We start from the raw sequence: 16,994 nt of genomic DNA, 5'->3' as shown, positions 1-16,994 counted from the left end.
CATTTCCCCCTTACAGAGCCAGTTCGCTATTCAGTACCAGTGCCAGTAACGCCTGACGGGCGAAGATGCCGTTGCCGGCTTGCTGGAAGTACCAGGCGTGCGGCGTTTTGTCGACATCAGTGGTGATCTCATCAATGCGCGGCAGCGGGTGCAGCACTTTCATGTTGTCGCGTGCGCCTTCAAGATCGGCGGCGCGCAGCACGAACTGCGCTTTGACGTTAGCGTATTCGGACGGGTCGAGGCGCTCTTTCTGTACGCGGGTCATGTAGAGGATATCGACCTCGGCCATCACTTCATCAATGGCGCTGTGCAGGCTCCAGGCGATGCCTTTTTCGTCCAGCATATCGAGAATGTACTGCGGCATGGCCAGCGCGTCCGGGGCGATAAAGTAGAAACGGTTGCCGTTAAACTTGGCCAGCGCTTGGGTCAGTGAGTGAACGGTACGGCCGTATTTCAGGTCGCCAACCATCGCGATGTTCAGATTTTCCAGACGGCCCTGGGTTTCCTGAATGGTGAACAGGTCGAGCAGGGTTTGGGTTGGGTGCTGGTTGGCACCATCGCCGGCGTTCAAAATTGGAATACCGCCGGAAAATTCCGTCGCCAGGCGCGCTGCGCCTTCCTGTGGGTGGCGCATGACGATGGCGTCCACGTAGGTGCTGATGACGGAGATGGTATCAGCCAGGGTTTCCCCTTTTTTGCCAAGCGAGGTATTGGCGCTGTCGGAGAAGCCGACTACGCTCGCGCCCAAGCGGTGCATTGACGTTTCAAAAGACAAACGGGTGCGCGTCGAGGCCTCGAAGAAGCAACTGGCAATCACTTTATGCTTGAGCAGCTCCGGCTGGGGATGTGCTTTCAGCCTGGCCGCGGTGGCCAGCACCAGTTCCAGGTCTTCGCGACTGAGATCGTTTATGGAAATGATGTGTTTTTGATACAGCGGATTAGCCATGTTTATCTCCTGACGACGGCGCAAAAAAAAAGCCCCTTAAATAAGGGGCTTTACGAATACGGATGCAACGGAAAGGAAAAACGGCAGGCCAGCGTCTGTTTTCAGACGCGGTAAGACGCGATGTCGTACACACTGAACCATATTTCCTCCCGGCAAACGGAGCGGAATTATACGCAGCTTTATCTGGCAATCAAGGGGCAGATTCACAATTTACGCGACGAAAACGATTCTTACTGAATGGTTAGCTGGTTACGATGAATTTAAATTCCATGGAGTGAATAGAGCAGCAAAGTTGCGCTAGCGCAACCGGGGCAAGAGTCATGACAAAAAGTAGTGGTATGGTAACGCGAAATTACGTATAACAAATAAAAATTGAAACATTGTTTTATTTACGGAGTCATCATGATTATTGGCAACATCCATCACCTGCAGTCATGGCTGCCGGAAGAACTGCGTCAGGCGATTATCCATCTTCAGGCCAACGTCACCGACGAAACCCCGGAAGGGAAATATGATATCGACGGCAACCGTCTGTTTTATATGATCTCAGAGAATATGACTGAGCCGTTCGCCGAGCGTCGCGCGGAATATCATGCACGTTACCTGGATATTCAGGTGGTACTGAAAGGTCAGGAAGGGATGGCGTTTAGCGTGCTGCCTGCGGGCAAACCGGACACTGATTGGCTGGCGGATAAAGATATCGCTTTCCTGCCGGAAGGCGGCGAGGAAAAAATGGTGGTGATGAATGAAGGTGACTTCGTGGTCTTCTATCCGGGCGAAGTGCACAAACCGCTGTGCGCGGTAGGGCAGCCGGCGAAAGTCCGTAAAGCGGTGATTAAGCTGCTGGTGGCGTGAGGTTAACCCTCACCCCGGCCCTCTCTCTGCAAGGGAGAGGGGGAAAGGCCGTGGCGTTCTGCTAACCTGGTGTTTGGGGAGAGGAAGACCACGCGGCTCTTTTCCCTTATTCGTCGGGGAGCGGAAGACTGCATGACTCTGTTCCCTCGCCCCTTTGGGGAGAGGGCTAGGGTGAGGGGAACAACCGTACCCTAGCCCTTCGGAGATGAGGGCGAAATTACTGCGATAGCGTCGCCACCATCACCGCTTTGATCGTGTGCATCCGGTTTTCCGCCTGATCGAATACCACGCTCGCCGCCGACTCAAAGACCTCATCGGTCACTTCCATGCCGCCATGCATCCCGTATTCTGCCGCCATTTTCTTGCCCAGCGTCGTCTGGTCATCATGGAAGGCTGGAAGACAGTGCAGGAATTTGACCTGCGGGTTGCCGGTCAGCTTCATCATCGCGCTGTTGACCTGGTAGTCGCGCAGCAGGGCGATACGCTCGGCCCACTTCTCTTTCGCTTCGCCCATCGATACCCATACGTCGGTATAGATAAAGTCCGCGCCCTTCACGCCGCTGGCGATATCTTCGGTTAGCGTCACGTTACCGCCATTCTTCTGCGCCAGCGCTTTGCATTCCGCGACCAGGCTTGCTTCCGGCCAGCACGCTTGTGGCGCAACCAGGCGCAGGTCGAGACCGGTTAACGCGGCGGCCTCCAACATCGAATTACCCATGTTGTTACGCGCATCCCCGGCGTATACCAGCGTCATTTCATTGAACGCTTTACCCGGCAGATGCTCCTGCATGGTGAGCAGATCCGCCAGCAGCTGGGTTGGATGGAATTCGTCGGTCAGGCCGTTCCACACTGGAACACCGGCATATTCCGCCAGCGTTTCGACGATCTCCTGGCCGTAGCCGCGATACTGGATACCGTCATACATCCGACCCAGTACGCGGGCGGTGTCTTTAATCGATTCTTTGTGGCCAATCTGGCTGCCGCTGGATCCAAGATAGGTGACGCGAGCGCCCTGATCGTAAGCGGCAACTTCGAAAGAGCATCGTGTACGGGTTGAGTCTTTTTCGAAGATGAGCGCGATGTTTTTACCGGTCAGGTTCGGCGACTCCGTGCCGCTCTTTTTATCCGCTTTAAGTTTTGCCGCGAGTTGCAGCAGGGTGGTGATTTCTGCAGGGGTAAAATCGAGTAATTTTAAGAAGTGCTTTTTATACAGAGTAGACATTTTTCCCTCACCTGGCTTAAGCCACTTATTGAATTAAAATTCACTTTATATGGATGAATATTCATTTGCAACCCCAATAACAAATCTTTATCGGAAAGGTGGAGGCAATGGCAACGGTATGTGACAATAAGAGTATCAGCCACATTACGAGGAACGAGCCATGGCAAACCCAGAACACCTGGAAGAACAGCGTGAAGAGACACGTCTGATCATTGAAGAACTGCTGGAAGACGGCAGCGATCCTGACGCGCTGTACACCATTGAACACCACCTCTCTGCAGACGATTTCGAAAGCCTGGAAAAAGCGGCGGTTGAAGCGTTCAAGATGGGTTATGAAGTGACCGAACCGGAAGAGCTGGAAGTGGAAGAGGGCGACACCGTCATCTGCTGCGATATTCTCAGCGAATGTGCGTTGAACGCTGAGCTTATCGACGCTCAGGTTGAGCAACTGATGAATCTGGCTGAGAAATTCGAAGTCGACTATGACGGTTGGGGCACCTACTACGAAGACCCTAACGGTGAAGAAGGCGACGATGACGAAGATGAAGTTGATGAAGACGACGATGGCGTTCGCCACTAAGTCATCTTGATTCCCTACGGCAGCACCCGCTGCCGTAGGTCAAGGATCCCGGAATGGATTACCCGCAAATACTCTCTCCCATTTATCGTTTCCTGCACTGCAAAACGCCTCAGGCGTGGCTGGATAAAGCGCGTTTACCTGAAAATCTTCCTCTGCTGCTAACCGACCACTTGGTTTGCGAGCTTAAAGCCGCGCAAACCGCGATGTTGTTGGTGCGTAAATATGTGGCGGATAAAGACGGTTCTCAGGCGCTCCTGGATTGGCTAAAACCGTATGAGGCATTCACTTTTCGCGATGGTGAAGAGCCGGATTTTGTCGCACTGAATAAGCAGATTGGCAAAGGCGTGATGCCGAAAACCGACGACCCGTGGGGACGTCAGCTTATCGATAGCATGGTGCTGCTGATTAAAGAAGAGCTGCATCACTTCTGGCAGGTGCGTGAAGCCATGCAGCGCCGTAACATTCCTTATGTGAAGATCACCGCCAGCCGCTATGCGAAAGGCATGCTCAAAGAGGTACGTACCCACGAACCGTTGACGCTGATTGATAAGCTGATTTGCGGCGCCTACATTGAGGCGCGCTCCTGCGAACGGTTTGCCGCGCTGGCGCCGTATCTTGATGACGGTCTGCAGGCGTTTTATCTGTCGCTGCTGCGCTCAGAAGCGCGGCATTATCAGGACTACCTGATGCTGGCCGAGCAGATTGCTGCCGGTGATATCAGCGAGCGCGTGCGTTTCTTTGGCGAAGTCGAGGCGGCGCTGATTACCTCTGCTGACGACGAGTTTCGTTTTCACAGCGGTGTGCCTGTATAGCGTTATGTCACGGCGCATTCGCGCCGTTTTCCTCTCCCTCCCTCATCGTCAACCTTTGCGCAAATGAAAATATGGTGGCTGGAAATGCCCGCCCGTTGCCGCAATAATCAACATTCATAAAGGGGAAATATAATCCCTGGCAGAACTCTTGATTGGAATAAGGATGGTTGATGAACTGGGCTCACGTTATTTTGGCAGGCTATATCGGCGCGGTGATTGCCGTGCTGGTCGGCGTATTTCGTAAAAAGGGTTGGGTAGGCAAGGCCGCCGGTGCCGTGATTTTTGTGGTGGCGATTATTGGCTGGAACCTGTTTGACGTGCACTATCTCATACCGCGGATGAGTCCGGATTATGGGCAGACCGAAGAACAGAAATTCGAATCGGCGATGATGACCATGCCGACGTTCCAGGTCATCAAGGAACAAGACCCGGCGTTCTGGCAGCATATTCTCGAACTCGCGGTGCAGATGAAAAAAGCGGGCAAAGATCAGCAACAGATTATCGATACCATTCAGCCGCAAATCCTACAGCTACAAATGGCCCGACTACAGCAGGCACCCGATGCCAACGTGGTTGAGTACATGAAAATCAACCTTGAGCAGATAGCCCAGGCACAGGCCAGCAGCGATGACGTCTGTTTCCGCTTCCTGTTCCCGGCGGTGAAAGGCGGTATCAATCCGGTGAAAGTCATTTCCCATGAGGTTCTCGCTCGCCGTACCGAGAGCGATGCACGGATGATGCGTGCCGCTTACGGCCCAAATAAGCACACGGTGACACCGCAGGAAAAACAGCAGGCGCTGGCGGACATGCAGTCCATTGGTCCGGGGCTGGTACAGCGTTACGGGCAGGATATCGACATCATGTCCGATCCGAGTAAAGGCGTTGGCAAAGAGAAAGTTGCTTGCGGATTGGTACAGGATTTCTGGTCGCAGGTTCTGGCGCTGCCGGAAGCGAATGCGGCGGGAGTCGTTCGTTTGGCGCTATCGCCTGAAATGCAGTAAATCTGACAACCCCTTTGCGTCATCAAAGGGGTTTAAGCATTCTCACTTCACAGTCGACGTGGCCGGTACAGCCCAGCGGTTCAGCAATATGCGCAAAGCCAAGACGCTCGTACAGACGGATAGCCTCAGTCAGAAACGCTGTTGTCTCCAGATAGCATTGCTGAAAACCCTGTTCGCGGGCATGTTCGAGCGCCATCAACGCCAGCTTTTTCGCCAGACCCTGCCCGCGAGCGGCGGGTAAAAAATACATCTTCTGCAGTTCACAGATGCCCGGTTCGCTACAGCTTAATGGGGCCACGCCGCCGCCGCCAACAATCAAGCCATTGAGTTCAACCACCCAATAAGCGGCGCCAGGCTGGCTGTAAACCTCGAACAGCTCATCCAGATTAGGGTCGGCGACCGTGTAGCCTTTATCGGCGGTTAAACCGTATTCGGCCGAGACCTGGCGGATAACGGTGGCGATCGCGGCATTATCTTCAGCCGTTATCCGGCGAAGGGTCACCGCAACGGGCGTAACAACACTCATAGCAAACTCATGACATCAACGTGAAACATATGCAGTTAATAACACTGCGGGCGGGGGAAGCGCAAGCGAGGATAATTCAACAAAAAGCCCCTGAGCAACAGCATCAGGGGCTTTTTCGGTCCAGGATGTCGGATTCACGATAGGCATCCGAAAGGCATGGGCTGCGTCTATTGGCCGGAAAAGCATAGCGCTATCCGGCAAACAGACGGGAATAACCCCATGGCCTTACAGCGCGGCGATAACCGCCTGCTGCTCAATCAGCTTCGCTTTGGCTTCTGCGTAGCCGTCCAGTTTCTCACGCTCTTTGGCAATCACCGCTTCCGGCGCGCGCGCGACAAAGCCTTCGTTCGACAGCTTGCTTTCGATACGGCTGATTTCACCTTCGATTTTCGCCACTTCTTTCGCCAGACGCGCCAACTCATCGTCTTTGTTGATGAGGCCAGCCATTGGGATCAGCAGCTCAGCGCCGTCGATGATTTTGGTCACGGAAACCGGGCCTTTGTCATCAGCAGGCAGGATGGTGATGCTTTCAAGACGTGCCATCGACTGCAGGAAGCTCTGATTGTCGGTGACGCGACGTACCGCATCCGCGCTGCAACCACGCAGCAGCAGTTCCAGCGGTTTGCCTGGGGCAATGTTCATTTCCGCACGGATGTTACGTACGGCGATGATTGCCTGCTTCAGCCATTCGGTATCGGCCAGCGCTGCTTCATCAACCTGGGACGCATCGTACGCCGGGAACGGCTGCAGCATGATGGTGTCAGCGGTGTTGCCGCAGATGACCTTCACACGCTGCCAGATGGTTTCGGTGATGAATGGAATGATTGGGTGCGCCAGGCGCAGCAGGCCTTCCAGAACGGTCACCAGCGTGTTACGGGTGCCGCGCAGTTCAGACTCAGAACCCCCGTTCATCACCGGCTTGGTCAGCTCGAGGTACCAGTCACAGAACTGGTTCCAGGTGAACTCATACAGAATGCCCGCGGCGATATCGAAGCGGAAGTTATCCAGCGCTTCGCGGTACGCTTTGGTGGTTTGATTGAATTCTGCGAGGATCCAGCGGTCCGCCAGAGACAGGGTTTTCTCGCCGCCGTTGAAGCCGCAATCCTGGTCTTCGGTGTTCATCAGTACAAAGCGGCTGGCGTTCCACAGCTTGTTACAGAAGTTACGGTAACCTTCCAGACGCTTCATATCCCAGTTGATGTCACGGCCGGTTGAGGCCAGTGCCGCCAGGGTGAAGCGCAGGGCGTCGGTGCCGTGCGGTTCGATGCCGTCCGGGAACTGCTTCTCGGTACGCTTGGCAATTTTCTCTGCCAGCTGCGGCTGCATCATGTTGCCGGTGCGTTTCTCCAGCAGGTCGGCCAGCGAAATACCGTCAACCATATCCAGCGGGTCGATAACGTTGCCCTTGGATTTAGACATCTTCTGGCCTTCGTCGTCACGAATCAGACCGGTCATGTAGACGGTCTTAAACGGAACTTGCGGCTTGCCGTTTTCATCTTTGATGAAGTGCATGGTCATCATGATCATGCGGGCAATCCAGAAGAAGATGATGTCGAAGCCGGAAACCATCACGCTGGTTGGGTGGAACTGACGCAGTGCGTCGGTATTTTCCGGCCAGCCCAGAGTCGAGAAGGTCCACAGCGCGGAGGAGAACCAGGTGTCGAGAACGTCTTCGTCCTGACGCAGCGCAACGTCGGCGCTGAGGTTGTTTTCGCTACGCACTTCTTCTTCGGTACGGCCAACATAGACGTTACCGTCGTTGTCATACCATGCCGGGATGCGGTGACCCCACCACAGCTGACGGGAGATACACCAGTCCTGAATATCACGCATCCAGGAGAAGTACATGTTTTCGTACTGTTTTGGTACGAACTGGATATCGCCATTTTCTACCGCTTCCACGGCAGGCTTCGCCAGCACGTCTGCACGCACGTACCACTGGTCGGTCAGCATTGGCTCGATAACCACGCCGCCACGGTCGCCGTAAGGAACGGTCAGGTCGTGCGGTTTGATCTCTTCCAGCAGGCCCAGCGCGTCGATAGCCGCCACAATCGCTTTACGCGCGGCAAAGCGTTCCAGTTTCTGGAATTCAGCTGGGATGGCGTTGGAGTAAACGTCAGACTCTTCGCCTTTGGTGTCGTACACTTCCGCGGTTTCACGGATGTCGCCATCAAAGGTCAGGATGTTGATCATCGGCAGCGCATGGCGACGACCCACTTCGTAGTCGTTAAAGTCGTGCGCAGGGGTGATTTTCACGCAGCCGGTGCCTTTTTCCATATCGGCGTGTTCATCGCCAACGATTGGAATGCGGCGGTCGACCAGCGGCAGAACTACGAATTTGCCGATCAGATCTTTGTAACGTGGATCTTCCGGGTTCACGGCCACGCCGGTATCACCGAGGATGGTTTCCGGACGGGTGGTAGCGACAACCAGGTAATCTTTACCGTCTGCGGTTTTCGCGCCGTCGGCCAGCGGATAGCGGATATGCCACATCGAGCCTTTAGACTCGCGGTTTTCCACTTCCAGATCGGAGATGGCGGTGCGCAGTTTCGGGTCCCAGTTGACCAGGCGCTTGCCACGGTAGATCAGATCTTCTTTGTACAGGCGGACAAAGACTTCTTTCACGGCATTGGAAAGGCCTTCGTCCATGGTGAAGCGTTCGCGCTCCCAGTCAACAGAGTTGCCGAGACGACGCATCTGGCGGGTAATGGTGCCGCCGGATTCCGCTTTCCACTGCCAAATTTTGTCGATAAAGGCATCGCGACCGTAGTCGTGACGGGTTTTACCTTCTTCAGCGGCAATTTTACGCTCAACCACCATCTGGGTTGCGATACCCGCGTGGTCAGTACCAGCCTGCCACAGGGTGTTTTTGCCCTGCATGCGCTGGTAGCGGATCATGGTGTCCATGATGGTCTGCTGGAAAGCATGACCCATATGCAAACTGCCGGTGACGTTCGGCGGCGGGATCATGATGCAGAAGGACTCTTTGCTTTCATCGCCGTTAGGCTTGAAATAGCCCTGCTTTTCCCAGTGCTCGTAAAGCGGCTGTTCGATATCTTGTGGGTTATATGTCTTTTCCATTATTTCCAGGTTGCCGTATTCAGGTTAAAACCAGCCACGCGGTAGGCTTTGTAGCGATCGCGTGCCAGTTGTTTCAGAGTTTCTTCGTAAGGGACGAAGTCTACCACTTCTGTGAAAGCGGTGGCAAAATCTGCAAAATTTACCCGCAGACTGATCAGTATATCGCGGGGGCTGCTGTTACGCTTCGCAGGCCACGCAATCTCGACCGGGGCACCACCACGCGGACCTTCACCTGCCAGATTATGTGGCACAAAGCTTTCCGGCGGGCGCGTCCACAGCGCTTCATCCAGGCGAATGGCCTGCTGTTCATCTTCACAGGCGATGAGCACGCGCTTGCCTGCTCGCCAACGTTCTGCGGCAATTTCACACACTAACTGCTCGACGGCGCTGAGGTCGTCGACGGTGGTGTCGTTGTCCAGAATATAGAACGTTGCATTCTTCATATATGGGGCTTCTTGTGGTGGATTTAAATGCAAGGCCGGATGACCCGGCCTTATTACCTGATGATGACGCTTACGCGTCGGAATCAGGGCCGGATAAGCGTGGCGCTATCCGGCCTTTTCGCCTTACTCTTCGCCGTTAAAACCCGCGCGGTTAAGTAAGAACTGGGACAGCAGCGCCACCGGACGACCGGTCGCACCTTTGGCTTTGCCGGAACGCCATGCGGTACCGGCGATGTCCAGGTGAGCCCAGTTATATTTACGAGTAAAGCGCGCGAGGAAGCAGCCCGCGGTGATTGCACCGCCAGGGCGGCCGCCGATGTTTGCCATATCCGCAAAGTTGGACTCTAACTGCTCCTGGTACTCGTCGCCCAGCGGCAGACGCCATGCGCGGTCGCCCGCTTGCTCGGACGCGCCAATCAGTTCGTGCGCCAGTGGATTGTGGTTCGACATCAGGCCGGTGATGTGATGACCCAGGGCAATCACGCAGGCACCGGTCAGAGTAGCCACGTCAATCACCGCTTCTGGCTCAAAACGCTCAACGTAAGTTAAGACGTCGCACAGTACCAGACGGCCTTCGGCATCGGTATTCAGTACTTCCACGGTTTGACCGGACATGGTGGTCAGCACGTCGCCTGGGCGATACGCGCGCCCGCCCGGCATGTTTTCACAGCCAGCCAGTACGCCGATAACGTTAATCGGCAGCTGAAGCTCCGCGACCATACGCATCACGCCGTAGACCGCCGCCGCACCGCACATGTCGTACTTCATCTCGTCCATGCCTTCGGCTGGCTTGATGGAGATACCGCCGGAGTCGAAGGTCAGGCCTTTACCGACCAGCACGATAGGACGAACGTCTTCGGACGCCACGCCTTTATACTCGATAACCGACATCAGGGATTCGTTTTGTGAACCATCACCGACCGCGAGATAAGAGTGCATTCCCAGCTCTTTCATCTGCTGTTCGCCGATGACGCGGGTGATGACGTTTTTGCTGTAAGAATCAGCCAGCTGGCGCGCCTGGGAGGCGAGGTAAGCGGCATTACAGATGTTTGGCGGCATGTTGCCGAGGTCTTTCGCCGCTTTAATACCGGCAGCGATAGCCAGACCGTGCTGAATAGCACGCTCGCCGCTGGTCAGTTCACGGCGGGTTGGCACGTTGAAGACCATTTTGCGCAGCGGACGACGAGGCTCGCTTTTGTTGGTTTTCAGCTGGTCGAAGCTGTACAGCGTCTCTTTTGCTGTCTCAACCGCCTGGCGTACTTTCCAGTAGTTGTTGCGGCCTTTCACGTGTAGTTCGGTCAGGAAGCAAACGGCTTCCATTGAACCAGTATCATTCAGGGTGTTGATTGTTTTCTGAATAACCTGCTTGTACTGGCGTTCGTCAAGCTCACGCTCTTTGCCGCAGCCAATCAGCAGAATGCGCTCTGACAGCACGTTAGGTACGTGGTGCAGCAATAAGGTCTGCCCCGGTTTGCCTTCTAATTCGCCGCGGCGCAGCAGCGCGCTGATATAGCCGTCGCTGATTTTATCGAGCTGTTCGGCAATGGGAGAGAGCCGACGTGGTTCGAATACGCCCACGACGATACAGGCACTCCGCTGCTTCTCCGGGCTACCACTTTTTACACTGAACTCCATGCACTACGCTCCTGAATCTTAAAGACAACGGCGGTGGCTACGGATAGAATTGCAAGCTTACGTAACTCATTTCCGCTGTTGCGGTGACTTCGTGTTAATCTTAACGTTATTACGGTGTTGGCGCGTCAGAACATTTCCTGAAACGTGAAACCGCTGAGTCATTTAATCTTAGCGATGTTTTCGACGACTCAAGAGAATAAATGACGTTTAAGCCATGAAACAAGCTATTTTCCTGCATTAAGACGGGTTTTTACGGGCGTATTTATAGTGATAATCATACGATATCTGGTGCGGGAGACGCTAAAAAGCCAGCTTGCCATCCTCTTCATCCTGCTTCTGATCTTCTTTTGTCAGAAACTGGTGAGGATTTTGGGCGCAGCGGTTGATGGTGATATCCCGACAAACCTGGTGCTCTCGCTGCTGGGACTCGGTGTGCCTGAAATGGCGCAGCTTATCCTGCCGCTGAGTCTGTTCCTGGGTCTATTAATGACGCTGGGCAAACTGTATACCGAAAGTGAAATTACGGTCATGCACGCGTGTGGCCTGAGTAAAGCGGTACTGATTAAAGCGGCGATGGTGCTGGCGCTGTTCACCGGGATTGTCGCTGCCGTGAACGTCATGTGGGCAGGGCCCTGGTCGTCGCGACATCAGGATGAAGTCCTGTCAGAAGCCAAGGCCAACCCAGGTATGGCGGCGCTGGCACAGGGGCAGTTCCAGCAGTCCAGCGATGGCAATGCGGTGCTGTTTATTGAAGGCGTTAAAGGCGCGAATTTCCACGATGTCTTCCTGGCGCAGCTCCGTCCAAAAGGCAGCGCACGCCCATCGGTGGTGGTCGCGGATACCGGTCAACTTGCCCAGCATAAAGATGGCTCGCAGGTGGTCACGCTCAATCAAGGAACGCGTTTTGAAGGCACCGCCATGCTTCGCGATTTCCGCATTACCGATTTCAAAAATTACAAGGCCGTGATTGGTCATCAGGCGGTAGCATCGGATCCGACCGACACCGAACAGATGAGCATGAGCACCCTGTGGAAAACCGATACCAGCCGTGCTCGTGCCGAGCTGCACTGGCGTTTCACGCTGGTCGCGACGGTCTTTATTATGGCGCTGATGGTGGTTCCGCTGAGCGTGGTGAACCCGCGTCAAGGACGCGTGCTGTCGATGCTGCCAGCCATGCTGCTCTACCTGGTGTTCTTCTTGCTGCAAACCTCGCTGAAGTCCAATGCGGGTAAAGGCAAGATTGATCCGGGGCTATGGATGTGGGCGGTAAACATTCTTTACTTCGCCCTGGCCGTGGCCTTGAACCTGTGGGATACCATCCCAATGCGCCGTATCCGCGCCCGTTTCACGCAGAGAGGAGCGGTATAATGCAGCCATTTGGTGTACTTGACCGCTATATCGGCAAGACCATTTTTACCACCATCATGATGACGTTGTTCATGCTGGTGTCGCTCTCCGGCATCATCAAGTTTGTCGACCAGCTGAAAAAAGCGGGACAGGGGAGCTATGACGCACTCGGCGCAGGGTTATATACCATTCTCAGCGCGCCAAAAGATGTGCAGATCTTCTTCCCCATGGCCGCGCTGCTTGGTGCGCTTTTAGGGCTGGGGATGCTGGCGCAGCGCAGCGAATTGGTGGTGATGCAGGCATCTGGTTTTACCCGCATGCAGGTTGCCCTGGCGGTGATGAAAACGGCGATTCCGCTGGTACTGCTGACCATGGCAATGGGCGAGTGGGTTGCGCCGCAGGGTGAGCAGATGGCGCGTAACTACCGTGCTCAGCAGATGTACGGCGGCTCGCTGCTTTCTACCCAGCAGGGGATGTGGGCGAAAGACGGCCACAGCTTTGTCTATATCGAGCGCGTTAAAGGCAACGATGAACTGGGCGGCGTGAGCATTTATGCTTTTAACGACCAGCGTCGTTTACAGTCTGTACGCTATGCTGCCAGCGCGAAATTTGATAACGAACAGAAAGTATGGCGTCTGTCGCAGGTGGACGAGTCCAACCTGAGCGATCCTAAGCAGATCACCGGCACGCAGACGGTTAGCGGTACCTGGAAGACCACCCTTACGCCAGATAAGCTGGGTGTGGTGGCACTGGATCCCGATGCGCTCTCCATCAGCGGCCTGCACAACTACGTGAAGTACCTGAAGGCCAGTGGCCAGGATTCCGGGCGTTATCAGCTCAATATGTGGAGCAAGGTGTTCCAGCCGCTCTCCGTGGCGGTGATGATGCTGATGGCGCTGTCGTTTATCTTTGGTCCATTGCGCAGTGTGCCGATGGGCGTGCGCGTGGTGACGGGGATTAGCTTTGGCTTCGTGTTCTACGTTCTCGACCAGATTTTCGGCCCGCTGACCCTGGTGTATGGCATCCCGCCAATCATCGGTGCGCTGCTGCCGAGCGCCAGTTTCTTCCTGATAAGCCTCTGGCTGATGATGCGGAAAAGCTAACGGTTTAGCGCCATGTTAAAACCCGGCCTCGTTTCGCGACGCCGGGTTTTTTGTGGCTGAAATTTGAATGGGGCGTGTGATTCTTTCGCGTGCTCCGGTGATAGGTACCGGATAGAGGATTCACGTAGCTCCCCGGCAATCACCAACCGTTAGCGGCGTCTGCCGCCCAGCAGGCTCCCCAGCATCCCGCGCACGATTTGATTGGTGACCTGACGTACGGCGCTTTTCGCTGCCGTTTGTACCAGCCCATCATGTTTACCGCCGCGCGGCCCGGTGGTGCCAAAGACGATATCCTTTAGACTCCCCAGTAGACCCCCATCCTCGCTCTGCTGGCCTTTCGCCGGTGGTGCCTCCGCTTGGCCTGCGCTGTTCTGCACGCCTTTTTGCAACATCTCAAATGCCGATTCCCGGTCGACTTCATCCTCATACTTACCGTACAGCGGTGAGTTATTGATAAGGCCGTTGCGTTCATCGTCGGTCACCGGCCCCATCCGCGAGTCCGGGGCAATGACCATTGCCCGCTCAACAATCGATGGACTACCTTTCTCGTCGAGGAATGAGATTAGCGCTTCGCCGGTTCCCAGCTCCTGAATAGCCTGTTCGGTGCTGAACGCCGGGTTGGCCCGCATGGTCTGCGCGGCGGTTTTCACCGCTTTTTGATCCTTCGGCGTGAAGGCGCGCAGCGCGTGCTGCACGCGGTTACCCAACTGCCCCAACACGGCGTCGGGAATATCCGCCGGGTTTTGCGAAACAAAGTAGACGCCGACGGCTTTGGAACGTATCAGGCGGATCACCTGCTCGATTTTATCCAGCAGCACCTGTGGTGCATCGCTAAACAGCAAATGTGCTTCGTCAAAGAAGAACACCAGTTTCGGTTTTTCGAGGTCGCCCGCTTCTGGCAGTTGTTCGTAAAGTTCAGAGAGCATCCACAGCAGGCTGGCGGCGTACAGCTTCGGCATCTGGTAGAGCTTCTCGGCGCTGAGAATATTGATGACGCCCTTGCCGTTGCTGTCGGTACGCATCCAGTCTTTGATATCAAGCATTGGCTCGCCGAAGAAATGCTCGGCGCCTTGCTGCTCCAGCGTCAGTAACCCGCGCTGAATCGCGCCGACGGAGGCGCTGCTGATATTTCCGTACTGGTTCTGGAATGATTTGGCGTTGTCACCGATGTATTGGGTAATGGCGCGTAGGTCTTTGAAATCGAGCAGCAGCAGACCCTGGTCATCGGCGATACGGAAGATGATATTAAGTACGCCAGACTGTACTTCGTTGAGGTTCAGCAGGCGCGCCAGCAGCAGCGGGCCAAGATCCGAGACGGTAGCGCGCACCGGATGGCCTTTCTCGCCAAAGATATCCCACAGCACTACCGGGTTCGCGTGCGGTTCCCAGTCAGTCACGCCGATTTTATTCAGCCGGGCCAGCAGCTTCTCGGAGGCCTGGCCTTCCTTCGCGATACCGGTCAGGTCACCTTTTACATCCGCCATAAATACCGGCACGCCAATCTCGGAAAACGACTCCGCCAGTTTTTGTAGGGTGACGGTTTTCCCTGTCCCCGTAGCGCCGGTAATGAGTCCGTGACGGTTGGCCATGCCGGGAAGTAAAACCAACTGGGTATCCTGGGTACGTGCAATCAGCAAAGGTGCGCTCATGGGTAATCCTCCATTTTCTCTGCGTCGAGTATAGGCAAAACAACGACATTGCGGTGCGGTAAATTGTCCGTTTTGCGGCGCAATATTCAGTGCGGACTATGCTTTGCGTACGGTTTGTTTATTTTGGGAACATTATGTCCAGATTCTTTTTTAATGATCGCAAACAGCTGGTTGATGATGCGATTGAAGGTTTAGTCTTGTCTGCTCCACACGGAAATTTACTGCGGCTGGATGTTGATCCGGCGATCCGCATCGTGGCGCGTAGCGATTGGGATAAAAGCCGGGTGGCGATAATCTCCGGCGGGGGCTCCGGCCACGAACCGGCGCATGCGGGCTTTGTTGGCAAAGGGATGCTCACCGCTGCCGTTTGCGGCGATGTTTTCGCGTCGCCCAGCGTGGATGCGGTGCTCAATGCGATTGTTGCCGTTACCGGCGATCGCGGCTGCCTGCTGATTGTCAAAAACTACACCGGCGACCGTCTCAACTTCGGTCTCGCCGCCGAAAAGGCCAAGCGCCATGGCTTAAAGGTTGAGATGGTGATTGTGGCTGACGACATCGCGCTGCCGGAGAACAAGCAGCCGCGCGGCATCGCTGGTACCGTTTTTGTGCACAAGATCGCCGGATATGCGGCAGAGCAGGGTAAATCGCTCAGTGAAGTGCATGCGATAGCGCAGCGCGCCTGCGACAACGTCTTCAGCCTTGGGCTAGCGATGGAGAGCTGTAATCTGCCAGGCAGTGAAGCCGAAGATCGCATTAAGCCCGGCCAGGTCGAGCTTGGACTGGGTATTCACGGCGAGCCTGGGGCATCAACTGTTAGCAGCCATAACAGCAAGGCGCTGGTCGACACTCTGGCACAGACGCTTAAAGCCTCGGTGGGTGATTCGCGCGTCGCGGTGCTGATTAACAACCTGGGCGGCGTGTCGGAGCTTGAGATGGCGCTGTTGACGAAAGAACTGGCGCATTCGGCATTGCGTGAACAGATTGCTTATCTGATTGGCCCCGCCACGCTGGTCAGCTCGCTGGATATGAAAGGTTTTTCGCTCTCATTGCTGATGCTGAACGACGCCACTGAACAGGCGCTGCTGGCCGACGTTGAAACCGTCGGTTGGGTGAAGGCGACGGCCTTTGGGCCGCTTAAAACGCTGCAACATGCCAAAGTGCACGACGCGCTGGAGGTTCAGCCATCGGAGAACGCGCAGGTGCATGATGTGGTGGACCGCGTCACCCAGACGCTGCTCGGCCTTGAGGAAAGGTTGAACGCGCTGGACGCGAAAGTGGGCGACGGCGATACCGGCTCAACCTTCGCGCTGGGGGCGCAGGATATTGCCAGTCAGCTTGCGCGCCATGCGCTGCCGTTGAACGATCCGGCGCAGCTGTTGCAGTTTGTTGGTGAACGGCTGGCGACCGTGATGGGTGGCTCCAGCGGGGTACTGATGTCGCTGTTCTTTACCGCCGCCGGGCAGGCGTTATCACAGGGCGAGTCGCTGCCGAATGCGCTGCTGGCCGGTTTAAAACAGATGAAGTTTTACGGTGGGGCGCAGGTGGGCGACAGAACGTTAATCGACGCACTACAGCCCGCGCTGGAAGCGTTGCGTGATAGCGGACTGGACGAGGCGATTCGCGCCGCACAGCGCGGTGCGGAGAGTACGGCCACGATGCAGCAGGCGAAAGCAGGTCGCGCTTCTTATGTTAACAGCGATAATCTGAACGGCGTGCCGGACCCGGGAGCCGTAGCGGTGGCGGAAGTGTTTGCGGCGTTAGGCAACGACTAACGCCAGGAGAGAACCGGCGGCT

Annotated in this window: 16 protein-coding genes; 7 read left to right on the top strand and 9 right to left on the bottom strand. The window is 55.5% G+C overall.

Annotated elements, in window-relative coordinates; translation table 11 throughout:
- Positions 1-10 precede the first annotated feature (10 nt).
- On the bottom strand, positions 11-946 hold the full coding sequence (pyrB, locus tag KP80_RS04605; RefSeq protein WP_052282410.1) for an aspartate carbamoyltransferase: 936 nt from the start codon (positions 944-946) through the stop codon (positions 11-13).
- Positions 947-982: 36 nt separating this feature from the next.
- Positions 983-1,087, bottom strand: a complete 105-nt coding sequence (locus tag KP80_RS22205) for a pyrBI operon leader peptide (protein WP_072351778.1) — start codon at positions 1,085-1,087, stop codon at positions 983-985.
- A gap of 261 nt (positions 1,088-1,348) precedes the next feature.
- Between KP80_RS22205 and KP80_RS04600 the strand changes: the two genes are divergently transcribed.
- Positions 1,349-1,801, top strand: a complete 453-nt coding sequence (locus KP80_RS04600) for a YhcH/YjgK/YiaL family protein (RefSeq protein ID WP_052282409.1) — start codon at positions 1,349-1,351, stop codon at positions 1,799-1,801.
- A 217-nt stretch (positions 1,802-2,018) separates the two neighbouring features.
- On the opposite strand, the gene argF is transcribed toward KP80_RS04600, so the two are convergent.
- Positions 2,019-3,023, bottom strand: a complete 1,005-nt coding sequence (gene argF / locus KP80_RS04595; RefSeq protein ID WP_052282408.1) for an ornithine carbamoyltransferase — start codon at positions 3,021-3,023, stop codon at positions 2,019-2,021.
- A complete protein-coding gene (gene argL / locus KP80_RS23425) occupies positions 2,993-3,088 on the bottom strand; it encodes a putative translational regulatory protein ArgL (protein ID WP_419772949.1) in 96 nt (31 codons plus the stop codon). Before argL ends, argF begins: the two co-directional genes overlap by 31 nt.
- A 95-nt stretch (positions 3,089-3,183) precedes the next feature.
- Here argL and rraB point away from each other — a divergent pair, with 95 nt between their 5' ends.
- The 3 genes from rraB (at position 3,184) to KP80_RS04580 (ending at position 5,416) form a co-directional block, all read left to right on the top strand.
- Positions 3,184-3,603, top strand: coding sequence for a ribonuclease E inhibitor RraB (rraB, locus tag KP80_RS04590; protein WP_052282407.1), 420 nt, complete (start codon positions 3,184-3,186; stop codon positions 3,601-3,603).
- A gap of 53 nt (positions 3,604-3,656) precedes the next feature.
- Positions 3,657-4,415 carry a tRNA isopentenyl-2-thiomethyl-A-37 hydroxylase MiaE gene (gene miaE, locus KP80_RS04585; RefSeq protein ID WP_052282406.1) on the top strand — a complete coding sequence of 253 codons (759 nt, stop codon included), beginning with the start codon at positions 3,657-3,659 and terminating at the stop codon, positions 4,413-4,415.
- A gap of 170 nt (positions 4,416-4,585) precedes the next feature.
- Complete coding sequence (locus KP80_RS04580; RefSeq protein WP_052282405.1) at positions 4,586-5,416, top strand: topoisomerase II; 831 nt, start codon at positions 4,586-4,588, stop codon at positions 5,414-5,416.
- Between the two features lie 22 nt (positions 5,417-5,438).
- Here the strand turns inward: KP80_RS04580 and KP80_RS04575 are convergent, their stop codons facing one another.
- From KP80_RS04575 to pepA, 4 genes are all read right to left on the bottom strand, one after another.
- Positions 5,439-5,942, bottom strand: coding sequence for a GNAT family N-acetyltransferase (locus KP80_RS04575; protein WP_052282404.1), 504 nt, complete (start codon positions 5,940-5,942; stop codon positions 5,439-5,441).
- Between the two features lie 225 nt (positions 5,943-6,167).
- Complete coding sequence (locus KP80_RS04570) at positions 6,168-9,023, bottom strand: valine--tRNA ligase (protein WP_052282403.1); 2,856 nt, start codon at positions 9,021-9,023, stop codon at positions 6,168-6,170.
- Positions 9,023-9,466: a DNA polymerase III subunit chi gene (holC, locus tag KP80_RS04565; protein WP_052282402.1), complete on the bottom strand. Its 444-nt coding sequence runs from the start codon at positions 9,464-9,466 to the stop codon at positions 9,023-9,025. Before holC ends, KP80_RS04570 begins: the two co-directional genes overlap by 1 nt.
- Before the next feature lie 123 nt (positions 9,467-9,589).
- Positions 9,590-11,101, bottom strand: coding sequence for a leucyl aminopeptidase (gene pepA, locus KP80_RS04560; RefSeq protein ID WP_052282401.1), 1,512 nt, complete (start codon positions 11,099-11,101; stop codon positions 9,590-9,592).
- Between the two features lie 267 nt (positions 11,102-11,368).
- On the opposite strand from pepA, the gene lptF reads away from it, so the two are divergent.
- Complete coding sequence (lptF, locus tag KP80_RS04555) at positions 11,369-12,469, top strand: LPS export ABC transporter permease LptF (protein WP_052282400.1); 1,101 nt, start codon at positions 11,369-11,371, stop codon at positions 12,467-12,469.
- Positions 12,469-13,551, top strand: a complete 1,083-nt coding sequence (gene lptG / locus KP80_RS04550) for an LPS export ABC transporter permease LptG (protein WP_052282399.1) — start codon at positions 12,469-12,471, stop codon at positions 13,549-13,551. The genes lptF and lptG overlap by 1 nt, the downstream gene beginning before the upstream one ends.
- A gap of 149 nt (positions 13,552-13,700) precedes the next feature.
- Here the strand turns inward: lptG and KP80_RS04545 are convergent, their stop codons facing one another.
- Complete coding sequence (locus KP80_RS04545) at positions 13,701-15,200, bottom strand: helicase HerA-like C-terminal domain-containing protein (RefSeq protein WP_052282398.1); 1,500 nt, start codon at positions 15,198-15,200, stop codon at positions 13,701-13,703.
- 134 nt (positions 15,201-15,334) lie between these two features.
- Between KP80_RS04545 and KP80_RS04540 the strand changes: the two genes are divergently transcribed.
- Complete coding sequence (locus KP80_RS04540) at positions 15,335-16,972, top strand: glycerone kinase (protein WP_052282397.1); 1,638 nt, start codon at positions 15,335-15,337, stop codon at positions 16,970-16,972.
- Positions 16,973-16,994: the final 22 nt, after the last annotated feature.

Origin of the sequence: Kluyvera genomosp. 1, assembly GCF_001266615.1 — a bacterium.
GTDB lineage: Bacteria > Pseudomonadota > Gammaproteobacteria > Enterobacterales > Enterobacteriaceae > Kluyvera > Kluyvera cryocrescens_A.
This window is presented reverse-complemented; position numbering and strand designations above follow the sequence as displayed.